The organism is Massilimicrobiota sp. mt181, from assembly GCF_055420065.1.
Window position 1 is genome coordinate 159,062 of the sequence record NZ_JBVAYN010000001.1, and the last position, 24,464, is coordinate 183,525.

A 24,464-nucleotide genomic window follows, 5' to 3' on the forward strand; every position below is an offset into this window, starting at 1 on the left:
AGGAATCATATGTTATTAACAGGAGCCGATATTGTTATTGAATGTTTACTGGAACAGGGTGTTGATACAGTCTTTGGTTATCCAGGAGGAACAATATTGAATGTCTATGATAGTTTATATAATTATCGTGATAAGATTAACCATGTTCTGACATCCCATGAACAGGGTGCCTCACATGCAGCAGATGGCTATGCCAGAGCGACTGGTAAAGTAGGTGTCTGTATGGCAACAAGTGGACCTGGTGCAACAAATCTTGTGACAGGAATTGCGACAGCACATATGGATTCTGTTCCTCTTGTGGCTATTACTGCTAATGTTGCTGTGCCATTACTAGGAAAGGATAGTTTCCAGGAAGTTGATATTGCAGGTGTGACAATGCCCATTACAAAACATAATTATATTGTCAAAAACGTGGAAGATTTGGCACCAACCATTCGCAAAGCTTTTCAAATTGCACAGGAAGGAAGACCTGGACCAGTTTTAGTTGATATTACGAAAGATGTGACAGCCAATAAATGTGAGTATCATCGTCAGAAACCAGAAAAAATTGAAAGACGCAGTTATACTTATCCAACTTCAACATTAAAACAGGCCATTGAAATGATTGAAAAAAGTCAAAAACCATTCGTTTTTGTTGGTGGAGGAGTTGTGCGTTCAAATGCGACTGACGAGTTACGTGAATTTGTAGAAAAAATTGATGCTCCTGTCACTGATTCATTAATGGGAAAAGGAGCTTTTGATGGAACGAATCCACGTTATACAGGAATGTTAGGTATGCATGGAACAAAGACAAGTAATCTAGGAGTTTCCCAATGTGATTTGTTGATTGCAATTGGAGCGAGATTTAGTGATCGTGTCATTGGAAATGCTGCACAATTTGCTAGACATGCTCAAATTATTCATATTGATGTTGATGAAGCAGAAATCAATAAAAATGTGAATGTGGATTTAGGTATTGTTGGAGATGCAAAGAGTGTCTTAAATGCATTGAATCTTTTGTTAAAACAACAAAACCATGCACAATGGCTCAAAGAAATCAGAGCTTTAAAAGAACAATATCCATTATCTTATGATACTGATAAATTAACAGGGCCATATGTTATAGAACAAATTGAAGCCTTAACGGATAATAATGCTATTATCTGCACAGAAGTTGGACAAAATCAGATGTGGGCAGCCCAATACTATCACTTTAAAAGACCACGTCAACTGATTACAAGTGGTGGACTTGGAACAATGGGTTATGGCTTGGGTGCTTCAATTGGCGCAAAATATGGAAAACCTGATCAATATGTTTTTAATATAGCTGGAGATGGATGCTTTAGAATGAATATGAATGAATTAGCTACAGCATCACGTTATAATGTCCCTATTATTGAAGTCATTTTAAATAATCATGTTTTAGGAATGGTACGTCAATGGCAGACATTATTTTATGGAAAACGTTATTCAGCAACAGTGTTGGATGATAAAGTTGATTTCTGTAAAACTGCTGAGGGACTTGGATGTAAAGCTATCAAAGTCACAAAGAAAGAAGAAGTTGCTCCTGCTATTTTGGAAGCTATGGATAGTCAAGGACCAGTAGTGATTGAGTGTATGATTGAAGAAGATGATAAAGTCTTCCCAATGGTTGCTCCAGGAGCACCAATTGATGATGTTTTTGATCAAAATGATATTCAGGAATAGAGAAAGAACTCTATTCTTTTTTTTAGAAAAACTTTAGAAAAAATTCATGGTTTTTCCATATAAATATGATAGAATTAAAAATAGCTATATATGAATAATGGGTGATGAAATGAACGAAGTGAAGGGATTAACGAGTCAACAAGTGAAAGAACAAGTCCGATTAGGACATGTCAATATATCACCAAAACCATTGGTGAAAACAAATTTTCAGATTTTTTGTGAACATGTGTTCACACTTTTTAATGCATATAATTTTGTGATTGCATGTGCTTTGATCTATGTTCAGGCATGGTCAAGCTTATTTTTTGTGCTGATAGTCACTATGAATATAGTCATTCATATTTATCAGGATATACGTTCACGTAATATGGTTGCACGTTTGAATTTGATTATTTCGCCAAAAACAAAGGTTTTACGTGATGGACAGATTCAGGAAATTGAAAACGAGGATATTGTTTTAAATGATGTTGTCTTTTTAGAAACAGGGCAGCAGATTTCATCGGATTGTATTGTTTTAGATACTCAAGTAGAAGTGGATGAATCATTGCTAACAGGGGAAGCTGATCCTGTTTTAAAAGATGTAGGTGATCATTTACTATCAGGAAGTTTTATTGTCTCAGGGGCTTGTCATGCCTGTGTTGAACATGTCGGAATAGATAATTATGCAACTAAAATTGCCAATGAAGCGAGAAACAGAAAACCTGTTACTTCTGAACTGGTGAAAGTCTTTAAAAAAGTCACACGTTTTACGAGTATGCTTGTAATACCGATTAGTATTTGTATGCTTTATCAGGCTATGGGTATAAGAGATGAATCATTAAAAACAACTGTTGTGAACACTTCAACAGCATTGCTAGGAATGTTGCCAGTAGGACTTGTTTTACTAACAAGTGTTTCTCTTGCAACTAGTGTTGTTAGGTTAGGAAAACGTAAAGTTCTTGTACAGGAAATGTATAGTATTGAAACGCTATCTCGTGTTGATGTCTTATGTCTGGATAAAACAGGAACATTAACGCAAGGAAAAATGCAGGTTCAAGATGTTTATACTTTTGATAATCCATGGAACGAACAGTTTTCTTGGATTATGAATTCTTTTGTGAAAGGAAGTCTAGACAACAATGCGACATTTTTAACTTTAAATGATTATTTTCAAGGTGATGCACCTTATTCAACATTAAGAAGAGTTTCTTTTTCTTCGGCTAGAAAATGGAGTGCTTTAGAATTAGAAAATGTAGGAACCATTATTGTTGGTGCACCTGAAGTGATTTTACCTGACTTCGTTTTACCGGAAGCTGTAGAAGAAGCAAAACATCATGGTGCAAGAGTTCTTATGGTTGCTAGACATGATGATTTTGAGACTTTTCAACAAACTCTTAATCAATCTGTTGCTTTAGCGGTTATTGTGATTTTAGATCCATTAAGAGTGGATGCTAGAGAAACCATTCAATTCTTTAAAGATAATGATGTTGATGTCAAAGTTATATCTGGTGATAATCCTATTACAGTGAGTGCACTGGCTATGCAGGCAGGTATCGAAAATGCTGATCATTATATTGATGCATCGACAATCTCTACACCTGAAGAAATAGAGAATGCAATTTTAAATTATCATGTTATTGGTCGAGCTTCACCTTCACAAAAACATGAAATGATACTGTGTTTACAAAAACATAAACAGAAAGTAGCAATGACAGGTGATGGTGTAAATGACGTTTTAGCTTTGAAAGATGCAGATGTGTCTATTGCCATGGGTTCAGGGTCAGATGCAGCTAAACAAATTTCTCAATTTGTTGTTATCAATGGTGAATTATCTACAATGGTAGATGTTGTAAAAGAAGGACGTTTAGATATTAATAATGTGACGCGTTCTGCTTCGATGTACTATTTAAAAACAATTTATACGATTCTGATATCTATCATATGTATTCTTTTAAACATGCCTTATCCATTTATTCCTTTTCAAATGACATTGCTAGATAACTTCGTTGAAGGTTTTCCATCATTTATGATTTTATTTGAAAAGAATATTTCTAAACAAAAAGAAACAATTGGTCGCTATACACTTCGTTATTCATTTCCTAATGCTATAGCGATTGTCCTATGTGTCATCACATTAAGACTCTTAACTCCAAGTTTGTCACTTTCATTAAATCAAATGTTTACAATTCTTTATTATACAACTGCAATTCTTTCAATCCATATGATCTATCGTATCTATAGTCCAATTAATCTTTATCGTAGCGTTGTCTTAATTGTTGATATTGCAGCCTTTGTATTGGTTTCTTATATCACATATGACTTATTACAATTAGCTCCAGTCACAACAATGCTATTCCAATATATTATTATGTCACTTATCTTTGGACTGATTGTTTCAACATGTCTCTCAAAGATTGTGATACATTATTTAGATACACATCCTCAAGACTAGGCTTTATGCCTAGTTTTTCTATGAAAATTATTGTTTTTTGATAATGGGAAACTATGATACAATAAGAATATTAGGAGGATTGTTTATGAAGTGTGTTATTGTAGATGATGATCATATATTTATAGAACAATTAAAAGCACATTTAAATCATACATTTCAAGATATACAAATTGATATGTATGATTCTTTTTGTGATGATATTTACACTAAAGAATATCAATGTATATTTCTTGACGTTATGTTGAAGGAAGGAGAGAGCTTTGAATATGGAATGAATATATCAAAGTTATATCCCCATGCAATCATTGTTTATATATCTAGTGTTGATCACTTTGTTTATGAAAGTTTTCAACAAAATACATTCTTCTTTATCAGAAAATCACATTTTGATGAAGATTATGATCATTTTGTGAATAAATATAAAAAGATAATACTTCAAGACGGAGAACATATTTCTGTAGTTGTGAATGGAATGAGTGTTTCTATCAAGCAGAAAGATATTATTTATATTGAATCATCACGTAATCAAATTCGCATATTGACTCCAACAAAAAGTTATACAACATATCAAACACTCAAACAAACCTATCAACAACTTAATCATTGTAGATTCTATAAATTAAATAGTCACATAATCATTAATTTGGATTCTGTAGTAAAAGTGGAAAAGAAGGATATAATGCTCTCGTATAATATAATCATTCCGTTTACACGTGGCAGCAAGAAACCATTTATGCAAAGATATATGCAACATAGGAGTCAATATATATGGCATGGTTAGGGTTAAATATTATAAGTTCATTATTACAGACATGGTTTATTACTTATTTGTTAGATATTAGGAAAAATATGTGTTGGCTTTATAGAATTTTAATGGTCATGATTAATGTTGGTATTGTTACAATATATGGATTCATTGATTTTTCTGGTATTTCATTGTCGTACATATTTATTTTTCTAAACTTTGTGTTAGGATGCATCTTTACTCATAATAGAAAAAGTGAAATATTATTTGTTGTGATTTTGGAAAGTGTTTATAGCTTAACAATGAATATACTGTTGTTGTTTATTGATGAATTATTTTTAGTAGAATTAAATGACTATTATACAAAGATTTTCTATTTATTATTTGGTTTATTATTTTTGAAAAAATTAAAAACAATCCGTCTTTCTTTTCAACAAATGAATTATTATATTTTGACTGTTGTTTTATTAGGTTTATATTGTGTGTCATTACAATTTACACAGGAGTATCTTGTTTTTAAATCTCATACTCCTGAATTGATGAAAATGTTTGGAATACTGTTATTTTGTGTATTTGGTGTATTTATACTCCTGTTTTATCTTTTTGATTTAAACAATAAAAAAGAAAAATATGAAAAATTAAAACAAGAACAAAAGAATGAACAGGCTTTGCTTCATATATATGAACAATTAAAGATGACAAAACATGATTTGAAACATGACTATCAATTAATTAATTATTATTTGAATCAGAAAGATTATCCGAAAATTAAAGAATTAATCAATAATCATAATAATCTTATTTCATCAATACCTGTATTAGTTAAAACAAGAAATCAACTGATTAATACCATTATCAATAATAAAATCATTAATGCTGATATGAAACATATAAGAGTGGAGTGTTTGATTAATGTTCCTCAACAATTATCTATTCAAGATTATGTTTTAAATGATTTGTTATCTAATATACTAGATAATGCGATAGAAAATTGTCCCCAAAACGGATTGATAAAAGTGAATATCGTTTATGAACAACAAATATTACATGTTCAAGTGGAAAATGATATAGACCAATCATTTGATCAAACTTTAAAAACCAAAAAAGATAAAAAATACCATGGGTATGGACTCAAAAGTATTCGTAGAATTGTTAATCAATATCATGGAACTTTAGATATTGATTATGATGATAAAACTTTTATTATCAAAACTTCTTTATTAGGGGAGTGATGCGATTTATCCTTGAAATAAACGCTTTGTCCTTAATTGATATAAAAATTGTCTCCTTTATTATATAATTACCACAAGATGAAAAAGACATTATATAGACAGTTGTTAGAATAAATTATATATTTAATTACTAAAAGTTTAAGTATTATAAATATTCGATATTTGCTAAATTTTGTCTATGTACATCATTAAAATAATTTGGGAAAGGAGAACATTATGAAAAAATTATTAACTAGTTTTTTGACGGCAGTGTTAGTTTTGGGAGGTGTTTGTGCAAATGCTCATGCTTTATCGACAGAAAATATTGTAGAACCAAGAGCACAGATTTTTGAAGAGGAAATAACTAAAGCTATTCCTGTAAAAAATGCATCAGGGAAACAAATTGGAACTCTAAATACGAAATGTACAGCTACTCTTAGATATGTTAATGGAAAATATACCATTGATTCATACAAATTGACTGCTACAAGTAAGTCCATTGGTACAACAAAAGTGAGTGCAACAGTGGTAAACAAAGCTTCTAGTGGTTTGGTGATTTCTGTGAATTGGAAAGCAAAAGCCCAATTTGCTACTATCCCACCTCAAATTGTATACACTACTTCTTTAGTGATGTATGATTTCAATTAACCTAAAAAGATGAATTTTATTCATCTTTTTTCCATATTTATTAGACGTGATATTTTTAGGGGTAGTAGGTGAGATTAATGTTAGAAATGAAGAATATTTGTGTTTATTATAATGAACATGTTGTTTATAATCATGCATATTTTTGTGCTCAAGATCATGAATTAACAGTAGTTATAGGTAAGAGTGGTAGTGGAAAATCCACGCTGCATGAGTTGTTGACTTTTCAAAGAACAGGAACCTATGAATATTATTATAATAATGAAAATATAACTGATTTAAATATGAATCAACAACAGGAATTTATTCTAACACATATGGGAATTGTGGATCAGATTCCTGCATTTATTAATGATTTAAAAATAAAGGATCATATAGGATTATGTCAATCGTTATCTCATGGATATGATATTGATGAAATAGCAGAGCAGTTAGAAATAAAGCATACTTATTCACTTTATCCTCAACAGCTGTCGGGTGGAGAGAAAATCAGGGTGAGTATTTTATTAGCCTTAATTCATCAACCTGAAATACTTGTTTTTGATGAACCAACGGCATCATTAGATAAACATCATACACAGTTAATTGTAGAATTATTAAAGGATTATGCTCATCAGGGCCATACAGTCATTATTTTTACTCATGATGCCTTAATTAAAAAAGAAGCTGATATTGTTTATCAGATTGAGAATCAGAAGTTAACACAATATGTGATAAATTCTCCACAAATTATAGAAAAGAAAGGAATATCATCAATAGCTTCTCCAAAACACTATACTCAATATTTATATAAAATGTTTGAGCATAGAAAATTGTTAAAAATCATCATGGTTTGTTTGACTTCGTTATCTATTGGTTTATGTAGTTTTTCTGTTTTATATGGACAATCAGTTATTCAAAAATATATAGATCAATTAGCATTATTAGATAAGGGTGGAGTGTTCTATCGTGAATATATTCAATTAACTCCAATTCCACCTTCTATTGGTGAAGAAATTAAAAGTGTTAAGAAGCTATCTCATGTCAAAACATGGCCATTTATTCTAGATGAATATTTGACAGAACATCTAGATGAGAATTTGGATGATTTAAATTTAAAGTTATATCAAGATGGTCAAATAGAAGATCGTCGAGAAATGACACTAGGAACATTTGGATGGGCAACATATAATGAAAACTTTCAATATAAAATGGATTATGTTGAGAAAACCATAGATAATGAAGAGGGAATTTATATTTCGTTACCACTTTTATATTACTTAAAAACTGGAAATTTATTTGAAGATCGTACTCTTATAGGTGAGGAAACTTTAAAAAATATTTGCCAAGAGGTCAATGAAAATACAGAAATAGAATTTCCAGTGACGATACCAGTGTATCGTACAATAGAAAATGAAATGGAAGAAATTCATTATCAGACAATTATTTTAAAAATGAAAATTAAAGGAATTGTAGATTCTACATATCCTTTGAAAATGGCACCAATCAATAATATGAATGTGGACCTATTTTGTCCATTAGGTGTTATAGAAAAATATCAAACGACACTCATGCATTCTATTCCCGAAGATGCTCAACCTTATTATCCTAATTACTATCAGTTTGTTGTTGAAGATGGATATGATTTTAATGAGGCAAAAGAAGATATTGAAGCCCAAGGATTTAAAGTATCATCTGACTATTATGATATTTATACAAAAGTAGATGTTGTGAAACAATTAAATGAAAGTATTTTTATGATTTCAGGTTTGATTATGTTTGTTGTGTTAATGTTGTTTTTTGGAGTTAAGTATAATCAAAGACAAGATGATGTTGATTTTATTCATTTTTTTACAAGACGTGGTTTTACAGTTTCTTTTGCAAAAAAAATACTAGGTATTTATTTTTTATATGAAAGTTTCATATGTATGGTTTTATCTATTGTTTTTATGTTTGTTATTGCATATGTATTTTTTGCTTTGATGTATAATGAAGTCTTTATTATTCGACCATCATTCTTTGTCTTTTGTATTGTACTCAGTTTATGTATAGAAGTAGGTATACCAATGATTGTGTTAGGGAGGGTAAAAAGATGATTGAACTAACGCATGTGTCGACACGTTATACATCAAAGAAAGTAAAAAAACAAAGTTTATTGATTCCTGAACATCATTTAACCTTTATTCAAGGTTTAAGTGGAAGTGGGAAAACAACTTTATTATATAAATTAGGCTTGATTTCATATGACCAAGATTATCATTATATGTATCATAAACAGGATTTCATAACTCTTAGTCGTCGTCAACAGACAAAATTAAGAAGATATTCTATTGGATATGTTTTTCAGGATTATGGATTGCTTGAAAACATGACTGTAACTGAATGTTTAAAATATTATAGTTATTTAAGTGGTGAACCTTTTGAGCAAGCTGCAATGAGGCCGTTGTTAGATAAGGTGCATCTTTATCATGATTTTAATCAAAAGGTTATGACTTTATCAGGAGGTGAAAAACAAAGATTAGCGATTGCCTGTGCTTTGCTGAAAAAACCAGAAATTTTGATTTTAGACGAACCGACAAGTGCTTTAGATGAAATAAATGAAAGAGAAATTTTTCAGTTATTAAAAGACTTATTAAAAACAGAAAATTGTACGATTATTGTAGCAAGTCATAGCTATATAGCTAAAGAATACGCCGATTGTATTTATGAAATGAATGAGCAAGGAATAGTATTAAAAAAAGAATGTCAAGATGACCCGATAATGTTCATACAAAAGTCAAAACATCAGCAAGTACGTTTTCTTTTGTATTATTTAAAACATTGTTTTCAAAATGAAAGATTGATAAATATTTTTATGATTATTGTTTTGACTTTAGGAAGTTTAGGGACATTCATTATTCAAAAATCTATAGATCAGGCACAGGTTGGAATTGATTATCAGATGAGTCGTTTATCAGATTTTCAAATCATGATTGAAAGTAATGATGTAGCACAGAAATTAGGAGTTTATAATAAAGCGTCCCCTTTATCACAAGATTTCATAGAAGGTATTCAAAATCACTTAGGAGTGAAAAGGGTTTATCCTTTCTATGATTTATCAGTTCAAGTAGATAGTCGTCAAATTCCTGTTTATCCTCTATATCCTGAAAATCAGTTAAATGGGAAATTATTTCAAACAATTCAGGAAGATAGACACCTTTATCCTTCTTATCACAGTATTTATCAATTACTTAATGATAAAAATGATTATCATTTATCAGAATTTATTTTTAATAATGAAACAAAGGTTATTCAACAAATTCCAGTTAGTGGAATTCTATCAATAGGAATGAATGTAGCCTACGATCGTTCATTGGATTATATGTTGATGAATTATGAGGATATGGAAATTTTGGCAACACAGGGAGGAGTACAACCAGTAAAAAGTGCCTATGTGATATTTTGTGAGAATATCGACTCGCTTGTTTCAGTTGAAGAGTATATCAAGAATTATAGTGAAAATGTGAATATTAATGATGCATTTCAAGATGTTAATTTATTAATGAATACGAAAAGTGACACAATTCGTATGTACACAATGGAAAAATACATTACCATTATATTGTTTGCTTTGATTTTTGCTTATATGTGTTATTGGTCATTGAAAAGACGTGAAAAGGAATTAACTATTCTTAAAGCAAATGGGGTTATGTTTAATGAATTTATATATATTTTAAATATCGATCAATTGTTGAAGATGGTTTTATCTTTGATATTGGTATTGCTACTATCTTGGATTCTTAACATACAATCGTTAGAGATGATTAGGATTTTATGTTTCATTTATGGATTATCTTTATTAAGTTCTTGTCTTCTATCCTGTGTTATAGTGAAGAATTTAAATCCTGAAAAAATCTTTAGGAATTAATATGTTGAAAGCGTTATAATATAGCGATATAATATTTCACAGGAGGATACGGGAAATGAAAAGATTATTAAATTGTACAACAAGTGAAATGTTATCAATGAATAAAGATGAATTGAAACAATCTATTTTAGCGAGTGAAGGAAGAACAATTATGACAGAAACTGTTGTTGCTTGTCCACCTTTACTTGGTGATTTAACAAATGCTGAATTGGCAGTTTCTTTTGGAAGTGATATGGTTTTATTAAATGTTTTTGATTGTAATCATCCTCATATCAATGGATTACCTGAAACAGATGAACCTGTGAAATTATTAAAGAAATTAATTGGTAGACCAGTGGGATGTAATCTTGAACCAATTGATGAAAATGCAAAAATGATGGAAAACAGATTAGAAATTTCTAGTGGACGTCATGCAACAAAAGAAACGTTCATAAAAGCTAAGGAATTAGGTTTTGATTTTATTTGTTTAACTGGAAATCCAGGAACTGGTGTAAGTAATGCATCTATTGAAAATGCTATTAAACTTGCGAAAGAATACTTTGGTGGAATGATTATTGCTGGTAAGATGCATTCTTCAGGAATTGATGAGGCTTTAGTTGATTTAGATAGCATTGAAAGATTTATTGATGCAGGTGCTGATATTATTTTAATGCCTGCTGTTTATACGGTACCTGGTTTATCAGAAGAAGAAGTCACTGCTGCTTGTAAATTAATTAAATCGAAAGGTGCTTTATCATTAAGTTCTATTGGAACTTCTCAAGAAGGTAGTGATGAAGGAACAATTAGACAAATTGCTTTGGTTAATAAACGTTGTGGTATTGATATTCAACATATTGGTGATGCTGGTTGGTGTGGTATTGCTTTACCTGAAAATATTATGGCATTATCTGTTGCGATTAGAGGTAAACGTTGGACATATCATAAAATTGCATCTTCAGTGAATAGATAAGGATTCTCAGGAATCCTTTTTTTGTTGGAGAAACGAGTTTTCTTGTGGTAGTTCATTATTTTTTATAAAATAAAAGAAAGGAGACTTGAAGGAAAGGAGAGATTATATGGAAAGCTATGGTATTGAAAAATATGGTATCCATACAAATGGGCAAGTGTTTAGAAATATTCCTGCTGGCTCACTTATAGAAAAAGCGTTGATTAAAAAAGAAGGACGTCTAAGTCGAGCAGGATGTCTATGTGTGGAAACAGGAGAAAGAACAGGACGTTCGCCTCAGGATAAATATGTTGTTGATACACCTGCTGTTCATAATAAAATTGCCTGGGGTAAAGTGAATCAACCAGCTACGAGAGAACAGTTTGATAAGGTTTATCAAGCGATTATTGAACATTTTCAAGATAAAGACTTATATATTTTTGATGGTTATGCTGGGGCTAATCCTAAATATTCTTATGGTTTTAGAATTATTAATGAAAAAGCCAGTCAGAACTTATTTATTTCTAATTTATTAATTAAACCAACACCTCGAGAATTACAGCATTTTCAGGAAGATTATCTGGTGTTGGTTGCGCCAGATTGTCATATTGATGCAACAGTCGGTTTAAATAGTGATGTCGCAGTTATGATTGACTATGAAAAGCAAATTGTATTGATTGCAGGGACAGGATATTCTGGAGAAATCAAAAAGAGTATTTTCTGTGTCATGAATTACATGTTGCCACAACGCAATGTCTTTACAATGCACTGTTCAGCAAATATTGGAGAAGATGGAAATACAGCTTTGTTTTTTGGTTTATCAGGGACAGGAAAAACAACGTTATCAACTGATCCAAATAGAAAATTAATAGGTGATGATGAACATGGCTGGTCACGTACATCGGTCTTTAATTTTGAAGGTGGATGTTATGCAAAATGTATTAATCTTTCACAAAAAAATGAACCTGATATATGGGATGCTGTTAGATTTGGAGCTATGGCAGAAAATGTCTGTTTATTTGAAGATACGAGAATCATTGATTTTGATGATGATTCTATTACTGAAAATACACGTGTCGGTTATCCACTTGAATTTATTAAGAATATTGAACCAAGTGGGATGGGACCCATTCCTAAGACAATCTTCTTTTTAGCAGCTGATGCCTTTGGTGTTTTACCACCTATTTCTAAACTGGATCAAAATTCAGCTGTTTATCACTTTGTATCAGGTTATACAAGTAAACTGGCGGGTACAGAAAATGGCATTACGGAACCACAGGCCACTTTTTCAACATGTTTTGGAGAACCATTTTTACCAATGGATCCCTTACTTTATGCGAAACAATTTCAAAAGCGTATGACAAAAGCAGGTTCTAATGTTTTCTTAATTAATACTGGATGGGTTGGTGGATCTTATGGAGTAGGACGCCGTATTCCTTTAAAATATACCAGAGCGATGATTGATGCAGCGATTAATGGAGAATTGGATTATGTCAGCTATGAAGTTGATCCATTCTTCAATTTGAACATTCCACTCTTTTGTCCAGGTGTTCCTCAAGAACTATTAAATCCTCGAACAACGTGGGTGAGTAAAGATGCTTATGATGTGACTGCGCAAAAGCTTGTAGAAATGTTTCAGGAAAATTTTAAACAATATACAAATTTCCCGGAAAACATCATTCATGCAGGACCTGGAGGAAAAATTAATAATACGTTTTAATGGCAACAAAAATGTTGTCATTTTTTCTTTGGAATGTATAGAAATGATAAGAAGAGTTATACTAATGATGAATTGTAAATTTTTGATTTATTAAAGTTGAATAGAAATCAAAAATATGTTATTCTATTAATGGTTAGAGATAACTAACTATTTGTGCAAATAGATATGTTAAAACTTATCAGGAGGAAAATAAAATGAGTAAGATAGTCAGTGTCTATGCAAGAGAAGTGTTGGATTCACGTGGTAATCCAACAGTAGAAGTAGAAGTTAAAAGTGAAAGTGGTGCTTTTGGTAGAGCCATTGTTCCTAGTGGTGCTTCAACAGGTGTTCATGAAGCTGTTGAATTAAGAGATAGAGATGCAAACAGATATTTAGGATTAGGTGTATTAAATGCTGTTCAAAATGTCAATGATGAAATTGCGAAAGCAGTTGTCGGTGAAGAAGTGACAGCACAAAGAAAAATTGATCAGATGATGATTGATTTAGATGGAACGCCAAATAAAGGACGTTTAGGTGCCAATGCGATTTTAGGTGTATCATTAGCTGTTGCAAAATGTGCTGCTGATGAATTACATGTCCCATTATATCGTTATATTGGTGGAGCGAATGCGCATGTATTACCTACTCCAATGATGAATATTATTAATGGTGGAGCACATGCTGATAATAATGTGGATTTCCAGGAATTTATGATTATGCCAGTGAATGCACCATCATTTAAAGAAGCTATTCGTATGGGAGCTGAAGTTTTCCATGCTTTAAAGAAAGTTTTAAAGGGAAAAGGATTAAACACAGCTGTTGGTGATGAAGGTGGTTTTGCACCTAACTTAGCATCTAATGAAGAAGCGATTCAAACAATCTTAGAAGCTATTGAAACAGCTGGATATCAACCAGGTGTTGATGTGAAGTTAGCTATGGATGTCGCAAGTAGTGAATTCTACAAAGATGGAAAATATACATTACCAGGAGAAAATAATAAATCATTTACTTCTCAAGAACTTGTTGATTTTTATGTTGAACTTTGTGATAAATATCCAATCATTTCTATTGAAGATGGATTAGATCAGGATGATTGGGAAGGATGGGATTACTTAACTGAAAAATTAGGTGATCGTGTTCAATTAGTTGGTGATGACTTCTTTGTTACAAATACAAAACGTTTACAACAAGGTATTGAAAGAGGTGTTGCTAACTCTATCCTTATTAAAGTCAACCAAATTGGAACTTTAACAGAAACATTAGAAGCTATTGAAATGGCTCAAAAAGCAAACTATACAGCTGTTGTTTCACATCGTTCTGGAGAAACAGAAGATACAACAATTGCTGATATTGCTGTAGCAACAAATGCTGGTCAAATTAAAACAGGTTCTGCTTCTCGTACTGATCGTATTGCTAAATACAATCAATTAATGAGAATTGAAGATGAATTAAAGAATCAATCTTGCTATGCATCAACAGAAGCTTTTTATCAATTAAATCATAAATAATAACAAATGAAGTGGAAAGGCTGATATATAAGTCTTTCCTTTTTTTGAAAGTTTTATAGACATTTCTTTGTATATTCTTTACAATATCAAAAGAGAATAGTGAAGAAAGGGTTAGGAAATATGAAAAAAGGCATTTTTAGTCTATTACAAAGAATTGGTCGTTGTTTGATGTTACCTATTGCTGTATTGCCGATCGCAGGATTGTTTTTAGGAGTAGGAAGTTCACTCACCAATCCTACAACAATAGCTTCATTACATTTAGAATGGATCTTAGGTGATGGCACATTTCTTCACGGTTTCTTATTATTGTTAAAAGGTGTAGGGAATGTTTTATTTGAAAATATTCCATTACTGTTTGCAGCATCCGTTGCTTTGGGAATGGCGAAAAAGGCCAAAGAAGTTGCTGCCTTATCATCTATTATCGCTTTCTTTGTGATGCATGCCAGTATTAATGGGATGTTAACTTTAACAGGTGTTATCGAAAATAATCAGATTGTACAAAATGTTCTAACTGGAAGTATTGCCAATGTTTGTGGAATTCTTTCTTTACAGATGGGAGTCTTCGGTGGCATTATTGTTGGATTGGGAGTAAGTTTTTTGCATAATCGTTTTTATAATATTCAATTACCTGATATTTTTTCATTTTTTGAGGGTGAAAGATTTGTCCCTATTATTGCAGCTATTGTCTATTTACTTGTTGGGGTTATGATGTTTTATATCTGGCCCATCATTCAATCAGGTATATTTAGTTTAGGACAGTTCATAGCAAATTCAGGATATTTCGGGACTTTTATTTATGGTATTTTCAAAAGAGCTTTGGTACCATTTGGATTGCATCATGTTTTTTATATGCCATTTTATCAGACCGCTATTGGTGGTTCCATGATGGTCAATGGCACGCTGGTTGAAGGGGCACAAAATATCTTCTTTGCCCAGTTATCTGATCCAACATTAACACATTTCAGTAGTGAAGCGACAAGATATTTTTCTGGTGAATTTATTTTGATGATGTTTGGTTTGCCTGGGGCTGCCTTAGCTATGTATCATTGTGCTAAGCCTGAATCTAAAAAGGTTGTTGGGAGTCTTTTGCTTTCAGGTGCTTTAACAAGTTTTTTGACAGGAATTACAGAACCGATTGAATTCACATTTGTCTTTGCGGCACCACTCTTATTTGGATTACATGTCTTTTTAGCGGCCACAACCTTTGTTGTTGCGCATGTTTTTAAGATTGCGATTGGATTTACTTTTTCTGCCAGCAGCATTGATTTTCTTGTTTTTGGTGTTTTACAGGGTAATGATAAAACACATTGGATATTGGTTATTGTCTTTGGTGTGGTTTATTTTTTATTGTATTATTTGAGTTTTCGTTTTTGTATTTTGAAATTTGATTTAAAAACACCTGGACGTGAAGATAATCAAAAATTAACAATCTTCAAAAAGCCTCAATATGATTATTCTTTTGATAAATCATATCTTGATTCACAATGTCAGCAAATCATTAAAGGATTAGGTGGTCGACATAATTTTGAGGATTTGGATTGTTGTATTACACGTTTAAGAGCAACCATTTATGATCGTGATAAGGTCAATGAAGCATTGTTAAAACAGGCAGGAGCAGCGGCTGTGATGTTACAGGGAGATAGTATTCAGATTATTTATGGACCTAAGGCTTCTTCCATCAAGACCAAACTTGATGAATATCTGGCACATGTCCCTGAAAAATATGATTATGAAGAAAAGAGTATTTCTTATTCTCAAAATAAGATAGAATTAAAAAATGTTGTTGACGGCGAAGTCTTACCAATAGAAGAGGCGGCTGATGATATTTTTTCACATAAACTTTTAGGTGATGGCATTATGATTCAACCAGATAATGGGACAATTGTGGCACCTTGTGATGGTGAAATATCAATGATTTATCCAACAAAGCATGCTATCGGCATAAAAAGAGATGATGATATTGAAATTTTATTGCATTTTGGTACGAATACCGTTAACTTAAAAGGTGAAGGATATCAAGTGATGGTCGAACTGCATCAAAAAGTCAAAACAGGAGATGTTTTGTGGCAGGCAGATTTAGCATATATTCAAGCTCATGCGACTGATGCCAATATTATGCTGGTTGTGACCCAATCACCTGAAGAAACGACTTTGAAAAAGTCTTATGGGTATATGCAACAAGGAACAAAAGTTCTAGAGATTTACGATTAGGGGAAGAGAAGGATGTATACAATTATAAAAGTGCTGAATAATAACACTGTTTTAGCCAAGCATGATCATGAAGAAATCATTGTCATGTTTAAGGGAATTGGTTTTGGTAAAAAGGCTGGTGAATGTTTGGAAATACCACCACAGGCTAAAAAATATCTGATGCAAAAAACTTATCAGTCAAAAGATCATTTTCAAAATATTATTGAATATATTGATCCGATATATTTAGAAATAGCAGATGAAATTTTAAAAAAAGCTGAAGCCAGATTTGCAAAAATAGATTACAATATTTTATTACCACTAGCAGACCATATCTTTTTTACAATGAAACGTATGAAAGAGAATATTTTACCATCCAATCCATTTCATTACGATATTCAGTTGTTATTCCCTGATGAATATGAAGTTGCACAAGAAGCAAGAGACATTATTTTTCAATATACATCTCAAATGATTAATGATGATGAAGTAGGATTTATTACATTACATGTGCATTCTGCGGTATCAACAAATAAAGTTGTTGAATCCATGGAAGCAACACGTATTATTCACGAACAAATCTTACAATTACAAAAAGATTTAAATATTGTCATAGATGTTCATTCTATTTCTTATGCCAGATTGATGAATCATATCAAGTTCTTGATTGTGCGTATTAATACAGGTGAGAAACTCCAAATGGATATTAGTGAATTTACGAAAGACAAGTTTCCTTTTGCCTATCAGCAGGCACAACATATGTGTCATTCATTATCAAAAATACTCAAAAAAGAGATGCCAGAAACAGAAGTTGGATATTTAGCATTGCATTTAGAAAGAATTTTATCAAGTACAGTTCAGTAGTGTTTTGATAAAAATATTCAAATTCTTGACAAGGGTTTGAGAATATGGTAGCCTATAACTAGAAAAAAGAATATTTAATAGTGTGTTACTGTTAGGCAGGCATGAACTATTTTGATTGAGAATATAACAGGATGATTGTATTCTCAATGAAGATAGACATGTCTGCCTTTTTTGCATCTATTAAGTAGAAAGAAAGGGAGGAAAAACAAAAATGGTAGGAATTATTCTTGCTAGCCATGGTGAATTCGCTAATGGTATTTTACAGTCAGGATCTATGATTTTTGGAGAACAGCCCGATGTGAAAGCTGTGACATTACAGCCTAGCGAAGGTCCTGATGACTTAAAGGCTAAAATTCAAGAAGCTATTGCTACATTTGAAAATCCTGATGAAGTATTATTCATGGTTGATTTATGGGGTGGAACACCATTCAATCAATCTAATGGACTTCTTGATGGTCATGAAGACAAATGGGCAATTGTGACTGGCTTGAATTTGCCAATGCTGATTGAAGCTTATGCTTCACGTATGTCTATGCAGACTGCACATGAAATTGCTAAACACATTGTAGAGGTTGCAAGAGAAGGGGTTAAGGTTCGTCCAGAAACATTAGAACCAGAAAAGAAAGAAGCAACTGTTCAGCAGCCAACACAGCCTCAAGGAGCTATTCCTGAAGGAACAGTGTTAGGAGATGGACACATTAAATATGTTTTAGCACGTGTGGATACACGTTTATTACATGGGCAAGTCGCTACAACTTGGACAAAAACAACACAACCAAATCGTATTATTGTTGTTTCTGATTCTGTTGCTCATGATGATTTACGTAAGAAAATGATTGAACAGGCTGCGCCACCAGGTGTCAAAGCCAATGTCGTTCCAATTGATAAAATGATTCAGGTTGCGAAAGATCCACGTTTTGGTGCAACAAAAGCTATGTTATTATTTGAAACACCTCAAGATGCCCTTCGTGCAATTGAAGGTGGAGTCGATATTAAAGAATTAAATATTGGATCTATGGCACATTCACTTGGAAAAGTTGTTGTCAATAAGGCAATTGCTATGGGAGAAGATGATGTCAAAACAATTGAAAAATTAAAATCAATGGGTATCACTTTTGATGTTCGTAAAGTTCCATCTGATTCTAATGAAAATATAGATAATCTTCTTAAAAAAGCAAAAGCAGAATTAGCAAAATCTTAAAATAGGGAGGAAAACATAATGTCTTTTATTACAATAGTATTGATTATTATCGTTGCCCTACTTGCTGGTATGGAAGGGATTCTTGATGAATTTCAGTTCCATCAACCATTAGTAGCGTGTACGTTAATTGGATTAGTCAGTGGACACCTTACAGAAGGAATTGTTTTAGGTGGTTCATTACAGATGATTGCTCTTGGATGGGCAAATGTTGGGGCAGCCGTTGCACCAGATGCAGCTTTGGCTTCAGTTGCTTCAGCGATTATTATGGTTTTAGGTTTAGAAGGTGGAACAACTGATGTTCAAACAGCTATTTCAACTTCAATTGCTGTTGCTGTACCACTTTCAGTAGCTGGTTTATTCTTAACAATGATTTGTCGTACAATTGCTATTCCTATGGTTCACTTTATGGATGGTGCTGCTGAAAAAGGAAATATTCGTGCAATTGAAACATGGCATATTTTAGCTATTCTTTTACAAGGTGTGAGAATTGCTATTCCTGCTGCAGCATTATGCTTCGTGCCTGCACAAGTGGTAACAGATGCATTAAATCAAATGCCTGCATGGTTATCAGGTGGTATGACTGTTGGTGGAGGAATGGTTGCTGCTGTTGGTTATGCAATGGTTATCAACATGATGTCAACAAAAGAAACTTGGCCATTCTTTGCCTTAGGATTCGTTCTTGCAGCTATTGGTGAATTAACATTAATTGCTTTAGGAGCTATTGGTGTTGCATTAGCATTAATTTACTTAGGATTAAAAGAAAATGGTGGTTCTTCTAATGGTGGAACTGGTGGTTCTGGAGATCCATTAGGTGATATATTAAATGATTATTAATCTTGAAGGAGGAATAGAAAATGGCAGAAAAAATAAAATTAACTAAAAAAGATCGAATTTCCGTTGCTATGCGTCATCAGTTCCTTCAAGGATCATGGAACTATGAACGTATGCAAAATGGTGGTTGGTGTTTCTCAATTATCCCAGCTATCAAAAGATTATATCCTCAAAAGGAAGATCGTATTGCAGCATTAAAAAGACATATGGAATTCTACAATACGCATCCATATGTTTCAGCACCAGTTATGGGTGTTACATTAGCTTTAGAAGAAGAACGTGCTAATGGAGCAGATATCAATGATCAGGCTATTCAAGGGGTTAAAGTTGGTATGATGGGACCTCTTGCCGGAGTTGGAGATCCAGTGTTCTGGTTTACTTTAAGACCAATCTTAGGAGCATTAGGTGCCTCTTTAGCGTTAAGTGGTAACATTGTTGGACCATTATTATTCTTCTTTGCATGGAATATTATTCGTATTGCTTTTATTTGGTATACTCAAGAATTTGGTTACAAAGTTGGAACTTCAATTGCGCAAGACTTATCTGGTGGATTGATTGGAAAAATCACTCAAGGTGCTTCTATTTTAGGTATGTTTATTATTGGAGCATTAGTTCAACGTTGGGTAACAATTTCATTTACACCTGTTGTCTCTAAAGTTACACAATCAGCAGGAGCTTATATTGACTGGTCACAAATCTCAGGTACTGCTGAAGGTATTAAATCAGCATTAGAACAATATTCAACTTTAGGAGCAGCTGGATTAAATGTTGAAAAAGTAACAACTTTACAACAGAACTTAGACCAATTAATTCCAGGTTTAGCAGCTTTATTATTAACATTATTATGCTGCTGGTTATTGAAAAAGAAAGTTTCACCTATCGTTATTATCATCGCATTATTTGCTGTTGGTATTCTTGCACGTTTAGCTGGAATTATGTAAAATAATGAAGAATGATGAAAAGCTCAGCTTTCATGCTGAGCTTTTCATAAATAATAGGAGGAAAACAATGGTACAGTCTTTAAATGCCAAAGTTGATTTCACAATCAAAGCAACATCATATTTAGGAATGGCTAATTATGGTCAGGTGATGATTGGAGATCATGCTTTTGAATTTTATAATGAAAGAAATGTAAGAGATTATATCCAGATTCCATGGGAAGAAGTTGATTATGTGATGGCTTCTGTCATATTGAAAGGAAAATGGATTCCACGTTTTGCTATCTATACAAAAAAGAATGGTTATTTTACTTTTTCAACACGTGATAATAAAGCGACTTTAAGAGCCATTAATCAATATATACCAGGGGAAAGAATGGTGCGTTCTTTAAGCTTTTTTCAGGTTCTTAAGCGTGGATTAAGCAATCTTTTTCATAGAAAGTCAAAATAGATGATTTGAATGCTATATGTTTTCAATCATCTTTTTTATTTTTAAAAATAGTGTTGATTGTCTAAGTTTGACAATGATTGAAAACCATAAGGAAAATATTGACATTGATAACCTGCATCTTGGCATTTTTCTGCCAGTTCCTTAGCTGTTTGCCCAGTATGGCAAATCAGATAAAGAAGTTTATCATGGGAAAGATACGGGAGTTGTGAAAGAAAATCATCCGCAGGAATATTGATGGCGTTTTTGAGATGCTGCTGATGGAAAGAGTATTCATCACGCAAGTCGATAATCAGAACATGGGGATCATTGATGTATTGAAGGATATCATTATTCATAAAATCACCATGATAGTATACGCTTATTTTTCAAAATTTGTGCTGACATTTTGAATTCAAAATGTGGTAAAATAATTATATATCAACGAGCTGTTTGCCATGAACGTAAGTCCAGTTGTGCAAGCAGTTTTTTTATGGAGGTTCATATGTATAAAGTCAATGATACTGTTTTATATGGAAATGAAGGTATTTGCCAAATTGAAAATATTATTGAAAGAAAATTGACAAATCAATCTATTGAGTATTATGTTTTAAAGCCTGTTTATAAAGATAATGCAACAGTTTATGTACCAACGCAAAATCAGGATTTGGTTAAAAAGATGAAAAAATTATTATCATATGATGAAATCATGGATTTAATTCAAAATATGCCTGATTGTCCAGTGGATTGGATTGAAAATGATAATCAGCGTAAAGAAAAATATCGTGAAATTATCAGGAGTGGAGATCATAAACAACTCATTCAAATGGTTAAGACGCTGTATCATCATAAAAAGAGCTTAGAGAAAACAGGAAAGAAGTTTCATGTTTCTGATGAGAAATTTATGAAGGAAGCAGAAAATATATTGTATGAGGAGTTTGCTTATGTTTTAAACATCAAGAAAGAAGAAGTGATTCCATTTATTTGTCAATGTATTGAAGAAAAAGCATCCTAAATCATGAGTGTGATTTGGGATGTTTTTTGTAAAAGCACTTTTATTTTAACAATGTGACAGAGTCTTGTTGGAGTATGATGATTTGGATAAGAAGGAGCTTTTGTTTTTTTAATATCGGAAAATAAAAGCGTGTTATCTTATTTTGATAAAAAATGACAATTGTTATTGTTTTAACAGCTATAAAAGCAATTGAAAATCAGTTATAAGAATGTTATAATTTGCACATGGAGGGTTGAGAAAAATGGATAAAAAAACAATTAAAGATATTGATGTCACTGGAAAAACTGTCTTAGTTCGTGTTGACTTCAATGTACCTAGAAACAAAGAAACTGGAGAAATTACAAATGACAACAGAATTGTTGCCGCATTACCTACTTTAAAATACTTGTTAGAACAAAAACCAAAAGCTATTGTATTGTTCTCACATTTAGGTAAAGTGAAAACAGAAGAAGACAAAGCTAAAAATGATTTGTCAGTTGTTGCTCCTAGATTATCTGAATTATTAGGAGTAGATGTTAAATTTGTGAACTGTACAAGAGGACCTGAACTTGAAAATGCTGTTAAAGAAGCTAATAATGCTCAAGTGATCTTAGTACAAAATACACGTTATGAAAAAGGTGAAAGCAAAAATGATCCTGAATTAGGTAAATATTGGGCTTCATTAGGAGATGTATTCGTAGAAGATGCATTCGGTTCAGTACATAGAGCACATGCTTCTACTGCTGGAATTCCTGCTCATTTACCATCTGCTGCTGGGTTCTTAGTTGAAAAAGAAATTGCTTATATTGGAAAAGCTGTAAGTAATCCTGAAAGACCAATGGTTGCTATCTTAGGTGGAGCTAAAGTTTCTGATAAGATTTTAGTTATTGAAAACTTATTAAAGATTGCTGATAAAGTTATCGTTGGTGGAGGTATGACTTATACTTTCATGAAAGCTATGGGTCATAAAATTGGTAACTCTTTAGTTGAAGATGATCGTCTGGATGTAGCTAAAGAAATTATTGAAAAAGGTGGAGATAAATTAATCTTACCTGTTGACTCAGTTATCAATAATGCTTTCGCTGCTGAAGGAGATATTAAAGTTTGTGGTGAAGATGTTCCTGATGGATATATGGGATTGGACATTGGACCTAAATCAGTTGAAAATATCAAAGCTGCCTTAGAAGGAGCTAAAACAGTTGTATGGAATGGACCAATGGGTGTATTTGAAATGGAACCATTCGCTAAAGGAACTATCGCAGTATGCGAAGCTTTAGCAAATTTACCAGATGCTAATACAATCATCGGTGGTGGAGATAGTGCTGCTGCTGTTATGCAATTAGGATATGCTGATAAAGTTTCTCATATCTCAACTGGTGGAGGAGCTTCATTAGAATATATGGAAGGTAAAGTATTACCTGGTATTGCTGCAATTGATGATAAATAATAAGGGGATTATGACAATGAGAAAACCAATTATCGTAGGAAACTGGAAAATGAATAAAACAATTGCCCAAACGAAAGCTTTTGTTGAAGCAGTTGATGGAGCATGTACTGATAAAGCTGATTGGGGAATTGCGACTCCATATTTAGCTTTACAGACTGCAAAAGGTGCAGCTAAAAACTTAATCGTTGCTGCTCAAAACTGTCATTTTAAAGACAGTGGTGCTTACACTGGAGAAGTGAGTGTAGGTATGTTAAAAGAAATTGGAGTGGAATGGGTTATCTTAGGTCACTCTGAAAGAAGACAATACTTTGGTGAAACTGATGAAACAGTGAATGCTAAGATGCGTCAAGTTTTATCAAATGATTTAACTCCAATTGTATGTGTTGGTGAAACATTAGAAGAATATGAAGCAGGAACAACAAAAGATGTTGTGAAAACTCAAACAGTTGCTGCATTTAAAGATGTATGTCCAAACTGTGCAAGCCGTGTTGTCATTGCTTATGAACCAGTATGGGCTATTGGTACTGGAAAAACTGCAACTAATGAAATTGCTCAAGATGTTTGTGCATATATTAGAAGTGTTGTTGCTGAATTATACGGTCAGGAAGTTGCAGATAAAGTGAGAATTCAATATGGTGGATCTGTAAAACCAGAAGGATTAAAAGCTTTATTAGAACAACCTGATATTGATGGAGCATTAGTAGGTGGAGCTTCTTTACAAGAAGATTCATATAAAGCTATGATTGCTGCATTAGATTAATAGTTTATAAAGTCAGTCTTACTTATTGGACTGACTTTTTTCTAGCTAAAAACTATAATAAAACGAGATGTTTTAT

20 protein-coding genes are annotated in these 24,464 nt (G+C 32.4%); 19 read left to right on the forward strand and 1 reads right to left on the reverse strand.

Annotation, left to right across the window (positions count from 1 at the left end; translation table 11 throughout):
* The first annotated feature begins 9 nt into the window (after positions 1–9).
* The 16 genes from ilvB to ACZYT4_RS00860 all read left to right on the forward strand — a co-directional run bounded on the left by ilvB (position 10) and on the right by ACZYT4_RS00860 (position 21,211).
* Positions 10–1,686 (forward strand): biosynthetic-type acetolactate synthase large subunit, encoded by a 1,677-nt coding sequence (gene ilvB, locus ACZYT4_RS00785; RefSeq protein ID WP_463781711.1) that lies wholly within the window; start codon positions 10–12, stop codon positions 1,684–1,686.
* A 109-nt stretch (positions 1,687–1,795) separates the two neighbouring features.
* Complete coding sequence (locus ACZYT4_RS00790) at positions 1,796–4,117, forward strand: HAD-IC family P-type ATPase (RefSeq protein WP_463781712.1); 2,322 nt, start codon at positions 1,796–1,798, stop codon at positions 4,115–4,117.
* Positions 4,118–4,202: 85 nt separating this feature from the next.
* The gene (locus ACZYT4_RS00795) at positions 4,203–4,898 is read left to right on the forward strand and encodes a LytR/AlgR family response regulator transcription factor (RefSeq protein ID WP_463781713.1); all 696 of its coding nucleotides are present in this window, start codon (positions 4,203–4,205) and stop codon (positions 4,896–4,898) included.
* On the forward strand, positions 4,886–6,094 hold the full coding sequence (locus ACZYT4_RS00800; RefSeq protein ID WP_463781714.1) for a GHKL domain-containing protein: 1,209 nt from the start codon (positions 4,886–4,888) through the stop codon (positions 6,092–6,094). Before ACZYT4_RS00795 ends, ACZYT4_RS00800 begins: the two co-directional genes overlap by 13 nt.
* 216 nt (positions 6,095–6,310) lie before the next feature.
* Positions 6,311–6,721, forward strand: a complete 411-nt coding sequence (locus ACZYT4_RS00805; RefSeq protein WP_463781715.1) for a hypothetical protein — start codon at positions 6,311–6,313, stop codon at positions 6,719–6,721.
* A gap of 77 nt (positions 6,722–6,798) precedes the next feature.
* A complete protein-coding gene (locus ACZYT4_RS00810; protein ID WP_463781716.1) occupies positions 6,799–8,793 on the forward strand; it encodes an ATP-binding cassette domain-containing protein in 1,995 nt (664 codons plus the stop codon).
* Positions 8,790–10,604 carry an ABC transporter ATP-binding protein/permease gene (locus ACZYT4_RS00815; protein WP_463781717.1) on the forward strand — a complete coding sequence of 605 codons (1,815 nt, stop codon included), beginning with the start codon at positions 8,790–8,792 and terminating at the stop codon, positions 10,602–10,604. The genes ACZYT4_RS00810 and ACZYT4_RS00815 overlap by 4 nt, the downstream gene beginning before the upstream one ends.
* 55 nt (positions 10,605–10,659) lie before the next feature.
* Positions 10,660–11,553: a DUF7916 family protein gene (locus ACZYT4_RS00820; RefSeq protein WP_463781718.1), complete on the forward strand. Its 894-nt coding sequence runs from the start codon at positions 10,660–10,662 to the stop codon at positions 11,551–11,553.
* 106 nt (positions 11,554–11,659) lie between these two features.
* Positions 11,660–13,249 carry a phosphoenolpyruvate carboxykinase (ATP) gene (gene pckA / locus ACZYT4_RS00825; RefSeq protein ID WP_463781719.1) on the forward strand — a complete coding sequence of 530 codons (1,590 nt, stop codon included), beginning with the start codon at positions 11,660–11,662 and terminating at the stop codon, positions 13,247–13,249.
* Positions 13,250–13,443: 194 nt separating this feature from the next.
* Positions 13,444–14,736 (forward strand): phosphopyruvate hydratase, encoded by a 1,293-nt coding sequence (gene eno, locus ACZYT4_RS00830; RefSeq protein ID WP_463781720.1) that lies wholly within the window; start codon positions 13,444–13,446, stop codon positions 14,734–14,736.
* A gap of 120 nt (positions 14,737–14,856) precedes the next feature.
* Positions 14,857–16,947: a PTS sugar transporter subunit IIABC gene (locus ACZYT4_RS00835; protein ID WP_463781721.1), complete on the forward strand. Its 2,091-nt coding sequence runs from the start codon at positions 14,857–14,859 to the stop codon at positions 16,945–16,947.
* Between the two features lie 12 nt (positions 16,948–16,959).
* On the forward strand, positions 16,960–17,790 hold the full coding sequence (locus ACZYT4_RS00840; protein ID WP_463781722.1) for a PRD domain-containing protein: 831 nt from the start codon (positions 16,960–16,962) through the stop codon (positions 17,788–17,790).
* Between the two features lie 211 nt (positions 17,791–18,001).
* Positions 18,002–18,991, forward strand: coding sequence for a PTS sugar transporter subunit IIB (locus ACZYT4_RS00845; RefSeq protein WP_129736073.1), 990 nt, complete (start codon positions 18,002–18,004; stop codon positions 18,989–18,991).
* 18 nt (positions 18,992–19,009) lie between these two features.
* Entirely contained in the window at positions 19,010–19,825 is an 816-nt protein-coding gene (locus tag ACZYT4_RS00850) for a PTS mannose/fructose/sorbose transporter subunit IIC (protein WP_463781723.1), read from the forward strand.
* Positions 19,826–19,845: 20 nt separating this feature from the next.
* Complete coding sequence (locus ACZYT4_RS00855; protein WP_463781724.1) at positions 19,846–20,763, forward strand: PTS system mannose/fructose/sorbose family transporter subunit IID; 918 nt, start codon at positions 19,846–19,848, stop codon at positions 20,761–20,763.
* 67 nt (positions 20,764–20,830) lie between these two features.
* Positions 20,831–21,211 carry a DUF956 family protein gene (locus ACZYT4_RS00860; protein WP_463781725.1) on the forward strand — a complete coding sequence of 127 codons (381 nt, stop codon included), beginning with the start codon at positions 20,831–20,833 and terminating at the stop codon, positions 21,209–21,211.
* Positions 21,212–21,252: 41 nt separating this feature from the next.
* Here the strand turns inward: ACZYT4_RS00860 and ACZYT4_RS00865 are convergent, their stop codons facing one another.
* On the reverse strand, positions 21,253–21,546 hold the full coding sequence (locus ACZYT4_RS00865; protein ID WP_463781726.1) for a rhodanese-like domain-containing protein: 294 nt from the start codon (positions 21,544–21,546) through the stop codon (positions 21,253–21,255).
* A 146-nt stretch (positions 21,547–21,692) separates the two neighbouring features.
* Between ACZYT4_RS00865 and ACZYT4_RS00870 the strand changes: the two genes are divergently transcribed.
* The 3 genes from ACZYT4_RS00870 to tpiA all read left to right on the forward strand — a co-directional run bounded on the left by ACZYT4_RS00870 (position 21,693) and on the right by tpiA (position 24,388).
* On the forward strand, positions 21,693–22,202 hold the full coding sequence (locus ACZYT4_RS00870; protein WP_463781727.1) for a CarD family transcriptional regulator: 510 nt from the start codon (positions 21,693–21,695) through the stop codon (positions 22,200–22,202).
* Positions 22,203–22,443: 241 nt separating this feature from the next.
* Positions 22,444–23,628, forward strand: coding sequence for a phosphoglycerate kinase (locus ACZYT4_RS00875; protein WP_463781728.1), 1,185 nt, complete (start codon positions 22,444–22,446; stop codon positions 23,626–23,628).
* Between the two features lie 16 nt (positions 23,629–23,644).
* Positions 23,645–24,388 (forward strand): triose-phosphate isomerase, encoded by a 744-nt coding sequence (gene tpiA, locus ACZYT4_RS00880; RefSeq protein ID WP_463781729.1) that lies wholly within the window; start codon positions 23,645–23,647, stop codon positions 24,386–24,388.
* The last annotated feature ends 76 nt before the right edge of the window (positions 24,389–24,464 follow it).